Origin of the sequence: uncultured Amaricoccus sp., from assembly GCF_937891315.1 — a bacterium.
In the GTDB taxonomy this organism is placed as follows: Bacteria; Pseudomonadota; Alphaproteobacteria; order Rhodobacterales; family Rhodobacteraceae; genus Amaricoccus.
On record NZ_CALAGI010000076.1, the window covers coordinates 1 to 8,322 of the forward strand.

The 8,322-nt window shown below is 69.4% G+C and carries 9 protein-coding genes; all 9 read right to left on the minus strand.

What is annotated here, in order from left to right; genetic code table 11:
- Window positions 1-106: 106 nt before the first annotated feature.
- The 9 genes from Q0480_RS07030 to Q0480_RS07070 all read right to left on the minus strand — a co-directional run bounded on the left by Q0480_RS07030 (window position 107) and on the right by Q0480_RS07070 (window position 8,219).
- The gene (locus tag Q0480_RS07030; RefSeq protein ID WP_299131690.1) at window positions 107-541 is read right to left on the minus strand and encodes an acyl-CoA transferase; all 435 of its coding nucleotides are present in this window, start codon (window positions 539-541) and stop codon (window positions 107-109) included.
- Complete coding sequence (locus Q0480_RS07035) at window positions 538-1,140, minus strand: DUF6441 family protein (protein WP_299131691.1); 603 nt, start codon at window positions 1,138-1,140, stop codon at window positions 538-540. The genes Q0480_RS07030 and Q0480_RS07035 overlap by 4 nt, the downstream gene beginning before the upstream one ends.
- A 38-nt stretch (window positions 1,141-1,178) precedes the next feature.
- Window positions 1,179-1,499, minus strand: a complete 321-nt coding sequence (locus tag Q0480_RS07040) for a hypothetical protein (protein WP_299131692.1) — start codon at window positions 1,497-1,499, stop codon at window positions 1,179-1,181.
- The gene (locus tag Q0480_RS07045) at window positions 1,499-1,837 is read right to left on the minus strand and encodes a DUF2190 family protein (protein WP_299131693.1); all 339 of its coding nucleotides are present in this window, start codon (window positions 1,835-1,837) and stop codon (window positions 1,499-1,501) included. The genes Q0480_RS07040 and Q0480_RS07045 overlap by 1 nt, the downstream gene beginning before the upstream one ends.
- Window positions 1,838-1,907: 70 nt before the next feature.
- Window positions 1,908-3,941, minus strand: coding sequence for a prohead protease/major capsid protein fusion protein (locus Q0480_RS07050; protein WP_366940826.1), 2,034 nt, complete (start codon window positions 3,939-3,941; stop codon window positions 1,908-1,910).
- A gap of 10 nt (window positions 3,942-3,951) precedes the next feature.
- Entirely contained in the window at window positions 3,952-5,484 is a 1,533-nt protein-coding gene (locus tag Q0480_RS07055) for a phage portal protein (RefSeq protein WP_299131695.1), read from the minus strand.
- Between the two features lie 3 nt (window positions 5,485-5,487).
- Window positions 5,488-5,691 carry a hypothetical protein gene (locus Q0480_RS07060; protein WP_299131696.1) on the minus strand — a complete coding sequence of 68 codons (204 nt, stop codon included), beginning with the start codon at window positions 5,689-5,691 and terminating at the stop codon, window positions 5,488-5,490.
- 1 nt (window position 5,692) lies between these two features.
- Window positions 5,693-7,744: a phage terminase large subunit family protein gene (locus Q0480_RS07065; RefSeq protein ID WP_299131697.1), complete on the minus strand. Its 2,052-nt coding sequence runs from the start codon at window positions 7,742-7,744 to the stop codon at window positions 5,693-5,695.
- On the minus strand, window positions 7,665-8,219 hold the full coding sequence (locus Q0480_RS07070) for an elements of external origin (RefSeq protein WP_366940827.1): 555 nt from the start codon (window positions 8,217-8,219) through the stop codon (window positions 7,665-7,667). Before Q0480_RS07070 ends, Q0480_RS07065 begins: the two co-directional genes overlap by 80 nt.
- Window positions 8,220-8,322: the final 103 nt, after the last annotated feature.

The window sequence follows — 8,322 nt, forward strand, 5'->3', positions numbered from 1 at the left end:
GGCGTAAATGGTTAAGCGACACTGTGTTGGCAGGAATTTCGCCACCGATGTCTGTTGTTGGCCGCAACAAGGATATGGGTCTGGGATACATGCGTCTGTACACGTTCTAGGAAAGCGGATCGCTCGTGGCGTAGGACAGGATGACTCCAAGCGTGGCGGCCTTGAGGCCTTCGGCGTCTTCGACCGGCAAATCTTCCGACGCTGGCGCTTCGCCCTGCACCCAGTCGCAGAGCTTCCCTAGGGTGCGGTCGTTGGCGATCGCCACGCCCACGGCGAGCTTCAGGGCGTCGAAGGCGGCGTCGCGCGCGGCCGGGATCGACGCCTCAACGACAAGGTCGATCTCGGCGCGATGCTCGTAGAGATAGAGCGCCGGCGAGAAAAGGAACTCGGGTTCGCCTGGTTCGCCGTCGCGCAGGATGGCTACACCGCCCGCCGGGATGCGCTCGGGCAGCACGGCGTTGCGCAGCAGTTTGACGCCTCCCGGAAGATGCGCGCCCAGCGCCGCGAAGAGCGCAGCCAGAACCTGTTCGCTTTTGCTCATGCTTCCCGCCACCGGGCGAGGATCAGCGCAGGCAGACGCGCCTGGGCGGCATTGGCGGCGCGGTCGAGGTCGAGCCGTTTGCGCAGCTTCACCTGCGGCACGAGAATGAAGATTGGGACGGTTTGGGCACCGCTCAGCATCCCGTCCTTGCGGCGCCGCCCGCCTTTGGCGGCCGCCCGTCCCCTGCCGGTGATGCACGCATCGTCCGCCACCAGCAGGCTCGGGCGGTTTCGGCGGTAGACGAAGCGCAGCCGGATGCGGGTCCGCCGTTCCCAGCCGCCGGGGGTGATCCGCTTGCCGCCTGCGCCCTTCGCACCGGCGGCGGCCGTGGGGATCGCCAGATAGAAGCCATGCTTCGAGCGGATAGTGACGCCTCGATCGAAGGCATCGACCAGTTCCGAGGCGCGGCTGAACACCAGCGCCGTCGCGCCGATCGACTGGCCGGCGCGGGGGTAGACGTTGAGGCGGATCGTCCGCGCCAGCCGTTCGCCGAGGCCCGCGCCGGTGATCTGACCGCGCCAGGCGCGCTGCAGCTCAACGCCGGCCTCGCGGATGCCGGTGGTTACCGCGCGCTCGGCCGCGTCGATGTCGGCCTCCATCAATGCGACAGGATCGCCTCGGGTCTCGACGATGAGCCTCACAGCGCCCGCGCCTCCGCGTGCCAGATCAGGCGCACGGTGTCGCGGCGCGGCTCGCCGCGGATGGTGAAGAAGTCGCCGGCGATTTCCAGCGTGTCGCCGTCCGCGAGCTCGGGCGCCTCGACGATGCGGATATCGAGGAACACCGTGTCGACCACGAACCGCCCATCGCCGAAACCGGCGAACCGATCCGGAGCGCGGCAGATCACCCTGACGCTGATCCCCGGCACGGCGTCGCCCCCGCCTATGCGGTAGAGCGCCTCGGCGCTGATGTTGGGATCGCCGAACAGCAGATCGACGGCGGCGGTGAAGGCCGACATCAGAGCGCCGCGCCGTTCAAGCGCACCCGCCCGGTGGTCTCGCCGGCTGTGCCGCCCACCGCGAGCACGGCGATGCCGATCAGCGTGTTGCTGGTCGTTACGGTTGTGCAGCGCTTCGCGGTGTCGTCCCAGTAGATTTTCGCCCCAACCGTCCAGGCCTGGCTGGCGGTCTTCGGCAGGTCGTAAACGCCGGTCAGGTTGACGGCGCCCTGCGCGCCGTTGGCGACGTCGGTGGCGGCGACGCCGAAGATGGCGCCGATCAGCACGCCGGCGCCGGACAGCAGGGCGGCCGAGGCAGTGAAGGTGAGCGTATTGCCCACCGCGATGAAGTTCTTCACGCGGATTCTCTCGATGATGTGGATGTGGGGAAGAGGCGCGGCGGCGAGTCGATGCCGCCCGAACGCGCGATTAGGCGGCCGCGCCGGCGTTCTTGTAGAGGCCGCGCCAGTCGATCGCTTTCGAGGCGAAGTCGTGCCGCGCCTTGATCTCCAGGCCATCGACCTCGAAGCCCATGCGGGTCTCGGTAGTGACGCCCTGCTGGCCCTCCAGATAGGCGTATTCCACTGTGTCGATCCGGGCCGGATCAGCCGCGAGGAACCACGGGTCCTGCCCGGAGCCGGGGATCAGGCGCGGTTCCTCGATCACCTCCAGCCGGCCGGCGAAGGTGTTCACGTCCTGGGTATTGGCAGGCGTGGTGGCGGTGATCTGCTTGCGCGCTTCCAGCGAGCGCTTGCCGGGCGGCACGATGATGTAGCGCGGCAGGATCGAGATCAGCCGGTCCTCCAGACCCTTCTGCTGGCCAAACATCCGGTAGGCCTCGGACAGCGACGTCTCGCCGATGACCGCGGCGGTGCCGAGATTGGCGTGGGTCGCATGGAACAGCGCCACGCCATCGCCCATCGCCGCGTTGGCGGTGAGGATCGAATAGACGATGTCGGATTCGAGATCGGCGGCCGCCGCGCCAAAGGCCGACGGGATGCGGGTGAAGGCGTCGAGGTCATCGTTGATCAGCGTCTGCCGCGTGATCGCCACGATCCGGCCGTACGTTGCGAGCGCATAGACCTCCTTGCCCTCGCCGATCGTGCCGTAGCTGAACTCGCCGCTTTCCAGCACGCGCTGCAGATCGGGCGCGCCGCCGAGCTGGGTCCGTGTGACCTGCTTGAAATCGACGATGGTCGCCCGCCGCGCCCAGCCGGTGAAGGTGCGCGGCGTGGACTCATAGGCCGCGCGCAGCGTCTTGTTCGCGACATTGGCGAGGATCGAAGGGAAGTCGCTGGTGGAGTGGTAGCCGGCGCCGGCCCGCCTTCCCAAGGCCTCGGAGGCGACCTCCATCTTCGACATACCGCGCGTGCGCGTACCGCGCCGTTCCAGCGCGTCCTTGGCCATCTCGATCAGCGACAGCCTGCGGAACTCCCGGGCGCGTTCGGGCAGCGCATGGATGCCCGGCATGAACCGGTGCAGCAGCGCCTCGCCCACCGCGTCGCGGTAGCTGGTGTCGGCGCCAGCACGCGCGGTCGCAGCGATCGGTTCGGAGCGGCGGGCCGCCAGCGCATCCACGTCGGCCAGCTTGTCGAGCACTTCGGCACGGGCCTCATCGATGCTGATGCCGCGCGCGATCATGTCGGCCGCCAGCTCGCCGCCCAGCGCGTGGCGCTGGCACAGGCCCGAGATACCAGCCGCCCGCTGGCGCTCCTGGGCACGGATTTCCTCCATCGAGGGGCCGGCTGCTGCCGGTGCGGCGGTCGCGATGGCGGCTGGGGCCGGGCTTGCCGGTGCCGCGCGCGTTTCAATGGCGTCCGCACCCTCCGGCGCGGCGGTATTCGCATTTTCAGTCATATCGTTCCTCGTGAGTTTGGCCGCCGGAGCGGCTGGGGTGTCGTGCCGGGTCACGACGCAGGCGTGGAGCGCCTCGGTGGGGACGGACTCGCCCCGCACCCGCGCGCCCGGATCGGCGCCGATGGCGACGGCGGAGATTTCCATGGGTTCCCAATCGACGGCCCGCCAAAGCTCGACCTGGCCGTCGCGCTTCTCGATCTCGTAGCGGTGCACGCGGTAGCCGACCGACACGTTGCGAATGATGCCGGCGGCGATATCCCGGAAGATCGGCTGCACGTCGTCGCGCTCGCTGAAGCGGATCGTGGCAGTGCCAATCCCGGTTTCGATGCGCGCCGAACCTTCCGCGACGACGCCCAGCACCGCGTCGAGCGCGTAGGCGTTGTGCGAGTTCAGGAACGGCGCGCCCCCGTTCAGCCGATCGAGCCGCACAGCGCCGGGCGCGACGAGAAGCTCCTCGTCGATGTCCTCGTCCCAGAACCGGCGCCGGCGCACGGTGGCGCCGGTCGTCCAGACGATTTCCACGGTCCGCGCGGCCTCATCGGCGCTTCCGGCGCGCAGCTGCGCCGCCCGCCCGAGGACGGGCAGGTCGATCCGGTCTTTCGACATCCGTGGGTTCCTATTTGTCGCCGTCGGCGTCGGCGTCGGCTGCCGGCTGTCCGACCTTCGCCGCCTGCGTCAGGCCGGCCTGGGTGACCTTGCGCGGGTCGCTGTCGAGCACGAGCTTCAGCTCATCGAGGAGTGCCGCCGCCTCGGCCCATTCGGCCAGAACCTCTTTCGGGTCGTAGCCGCGCTTGGCGATCTGCTGCGGCAGGGTGGCGAAGCCCGCCCGGGTTTCCAGCAGATCGGTCTGCGCGTCCTGCCAGGGGTTCACGCTCTCGAACTTCGGCGGCGCCCAGTCCGCCGGGATGTCGCCCCGCGGGATCAGCCCGGCGGCGAAGGCCGCGTCGATGAACCAGCCCCAGACCTTCTCGCAGAACATCGGAATGACGATCTGCCATTGCACCACATCGAGCATGCGCTTGAACTCGTTGATGCCGATCCGGCTCGACGAGAAATTGACCTGGCTCAGGTCGCCGGTCATCAGCTCGTAGGGCACGCGGAAGCCGGCGGCGATGATATGCAGTTGCACCCGGTGCCATTCGTAGACGCCGGCCGTGCTGGTCGGCTGGTTGAACTTGATGTCCTTGCCGCTGCGCGCATAGGCGATCAGCCCGGGCTCGAACTGCTCGACACGGTTGCCGGCCGCGTCCTCGATCACCGGCGCGATCGACTGCTGGCTCTCGTCGTCGCCGAAGACGATGCCGACAAGACAGGCCTCGGTCTTCTTGCGCACGAGCTCGGCCGACTGCCAGTCGTCGACGTCGCGGATCGCCCGCATCGCCGGCACGCCCCAGGGCACGCCCCGGCTTTGCACCCGCTGGCGCTCGAAGAGATGCGCCACCGCGCCGGCGTCTACCCGCACCGCCTCCAGCCTCCGCGCGAAGATCGGCGACTGATCCCCGGGATGATCGGGGAATAGCCAGTAGGCCCGGCGCCGGCCGTCGCGGTCGTACTCGATGCCCTGGCTCACTCGTCCGCCATCCGGCCGGTTGTCGAACCGGGCGGCGTCGAGGTGATCGGCCTCCTTCAACTCGATCTGCAACGGCACCGGGAGGGCATCGATCACGCGCAGCTGGCGCCGGACGGCGAAGACATCGCCGCCCTCGATCATCTCGCGCACCGCCAAGCCGAGCAGCCCATGGAAGTCGGTGTGTCCGTCGGCGTCACACCGCGCCGACCATGCCTTCCAGAGATCGTCCACCTTCCGGTTCAGCGCCGGATCGCCGCTCGCCGCGCGCGGGCGGATGCCGGGGCCGACGATGCTGTTGACCAGCACCGAGACCGCCCGGGCCGCCATCGGATTGTTCCGCACCAGATCGCGCATGCGGTCGCGCAGGATCGGCGCGGCGCCGGCGATCTCGGCGTCGGCGGCCGTGCCGGACGCGCGCCAGCCCTCGGTGCCGCGCCCACGCTGAGCGCCCTCATAGCTGCGCCGTAAATTGCCCAGCGCCACCCGCGCCGCGTAGCGCCGCGCGGCGGTGGTGGGCGACACTGTCGCGAGAGCCCGATCCATGAAGCCCCACGTCACAGTCGGCGGTTCGCGCTTCATCGTTCAGCTCCGCCGGAAGCTGGCGAAGCCGGCGACCGGGCGGGGTTTGCCCGCGGTGGTCTCCAGTCCGGCCTCGACGGTGCGGATGCGGCTCAGCAGATCGGCGGCGCTGCCATACTCCACGGTCTTTCCGTCATAGGTCACGCGCAGCGTGCCGCTGGCGTAGGCGCGCCGCAGCGCATCGAGCTCGATCTGTGTCCAGGCCATGTCAGAACCACTTCCCGCGCCGCGCGCCCATCCATCCGGACGGGCGCTTCGGCGCCTGTTGCGTTGACGGCCGGTTCGGCTGGCCCGCCGGGGGCGCATCCTTCCGACCGGAGTCGATCTGTTCGCGTAAGCCTTCCCAGCGCCGTTCGTCCCAGCGGTCGATGCCCATCAGCCAGGCGGCCGCCCGGGCATAGACCCGGCAATCGAGCGCCTCGTTGCGCTCGCGGGTCTGCTGCCACTCAAGCTTCTGGAAGCCCTGCCGCGTGCGGATCGTCATCAGCTGCTCGGCGGTCAGCTGCTTCATCCACTCCGCCGTGGTGCCTTTCGGGATGTGTACGAACCCCGCCGGCCAGGCGCCGCCCACCGCCAGCTCCTCGTCCGTCGGGGCCGCCAGCCGCAGAAACCGGTAGGTCTCCGATTTGAACACCGCGCCGGCGACCTTCCACAGCCGAACCCCGCGGCGAATCTTGCGCCCGGCTTCCGTCACGTCGACAAAGGTCGGGCCATCGACCGGCGTCGAGCGATCAAAACCGGCGACGCCCTTCACCGCGATCACCTGCCCGTGGCCCGAGCGCCGCGCCCAGGCATAGATCGCGTCCGTCGTCGCCCCGTCGCCGGTGTCGATGGCGAGCCGCGCCAGCGCCATGCGCGCGCCGCCGGCATGCGGCCAGGTCTGGCCGAGGAACTCCGAGAGCGCGTTCCAGATCTCCGGACGGGCGGTGTCGCCTTCGAGCACGACATGATCGACCAGCCAGGATTCAAGCGCGCGGCCCCAGCCCCAGACGTCGATCTCAACCCGGTCGCGCTGAACGTCGGCGCCGGCGGTCAGGATCAGCACCGGCTCGGGCGCCTCGCCCAGCTTCCAATCCTCGCGGCGCTCATAGAGCCGCTCCCATTCCGGCGCCTCGCCGCGTTCCTGCCAGGTCTCGCCGAGCACGGTGTTCTTCAGCGTCTTCAGCGAGGCTTCATTGCCCTGCGCCGCTTCCCAGCCCCGGGCGATCTCCTCCCACGAGAGCCACCCCAGCGGCGAATAGAGACCGTTGATGTGGAAGCCGGTCATCCCGGCGCGCCGCGCTTCAGCTACGCGATCCGGTTCGGCGGTCGCCATCCATTGCGCCCCATTCGCCTCGTCCATCATCCAGGTCTTGTGCCGCTCTGGGACCGGCTCCTCGCAATGGGCGCAGAGATAGAGCACGGTCTCGGGCTTCCCCGCCGCCCAGCGCAGCCGCTCGAACTCCAGATGCTGGAGGGCGCCGCAATGCGGGCAGGGCACATGGTAGCGCTGCTGGTCGCTCAACTCGTATTCCCGCTCGATCCGCGACAGCCCCTTGATCGTGGGCGTCGACGCCAGAAAAATCTTCTTCCGATGGCCGAAGCTCAGCGTCCGGGCTTCCGCGAGTGCGATCGGATCGCCCTCGCCGTCGATGTCGCCCGGATAGGCGTCGACCTCGTCGAGAAAGACCCAGCGCGCCGGCATCGAGCGCAGGCCCACCGCGCTGTTGGCCCCGGTCAGGATCAGCTGACCGCCGGGAAATCTCTTCCCCATCACGGTGTTGCCGCTGTCGCGCGACCGGCTCGGCATGATCAGCTCGCGCAGGTCTGGGCTGTCCTCGATCAGCGGCTCGATGCGCTGCTGCGACAGCCGCTTCGCCAGGTCCGCCGTCGGCTGAACCGCCAGGAACGGACCCGGCGCGCGGTGGATGCAGTAGCCGATCCAGTTGTTTCCCGCCTCGGTCGCGCCGACCTGCGCGGACTTCATGAAGACCACGCGTGACGCCGGATGCGCCGGTGACAGCGCGTCCATGATGCCGCGCATGTAGGGCGTGCGGTCGGTCCGGTACGGCCCGGCCTCGGATGCCGCCCGCGACGACAATATCCGGTGCCGGTCGGCCCATTCCGAGACCGTCTGCGTCGGGTCCGGCGCCAGGCCACGCGCCCACGCCCGGGCGATGTCCTCGGCGCCGTCGAAGGCTTCAGCGGAGCTCAATCTTGATCTCCGCGAGTTCGCCGAGCTGGCGGCGGAGATACTTCTCCAGAACCCGCTCCATGGCATGCGCCTCGACGCCGAGGTCCGCCGCCATCAGCGCCGCCACCCGCGCCGGCCAGTTCTGCCAGGCGTCGCGCTCCCGCCGTGCCAGATCGAACACCAGCGTGGTGGCGCGCGCCCGGTCGACCAGTTCTCCTTTCATCTTCGACAGCCGCACCCGGGCGGTCTGGGCTTTCAGCACCTCGTTCGCCATCCGGGCGCGGACGAACGACACCTCACCGCCGGGCTCGACGGCGCCAGTATCGCCGCCGGCTTCCCGCAGCGTCTCCTTCACCGCCTCGAAGGCGGCCCTCGGCACCGGCTTCGCGGCCGGGGCATGGGCGGCGGTCATCGCGGCGGTCCGGGCGGCGTCGGCGCGCGAATGTGCGCCGCGCTGTTGCGCCGGATCGGTGCGGGCGCCCCACTCCGCATCGGCGGTCGCGGCGTCGATCGTGCCGTCGTCCTCGGTGGCGATCCGGCCGGTGGCAATGGCCTTGCGCACGGCGCTCTCGGAGCAGCCCCGGTGCGCCGCGTATGCCCGCCGTGACATCCCCATAGATCGGAAGAGCACACGTCTGAACTCCAGTCACGCCAATGTATCTCGT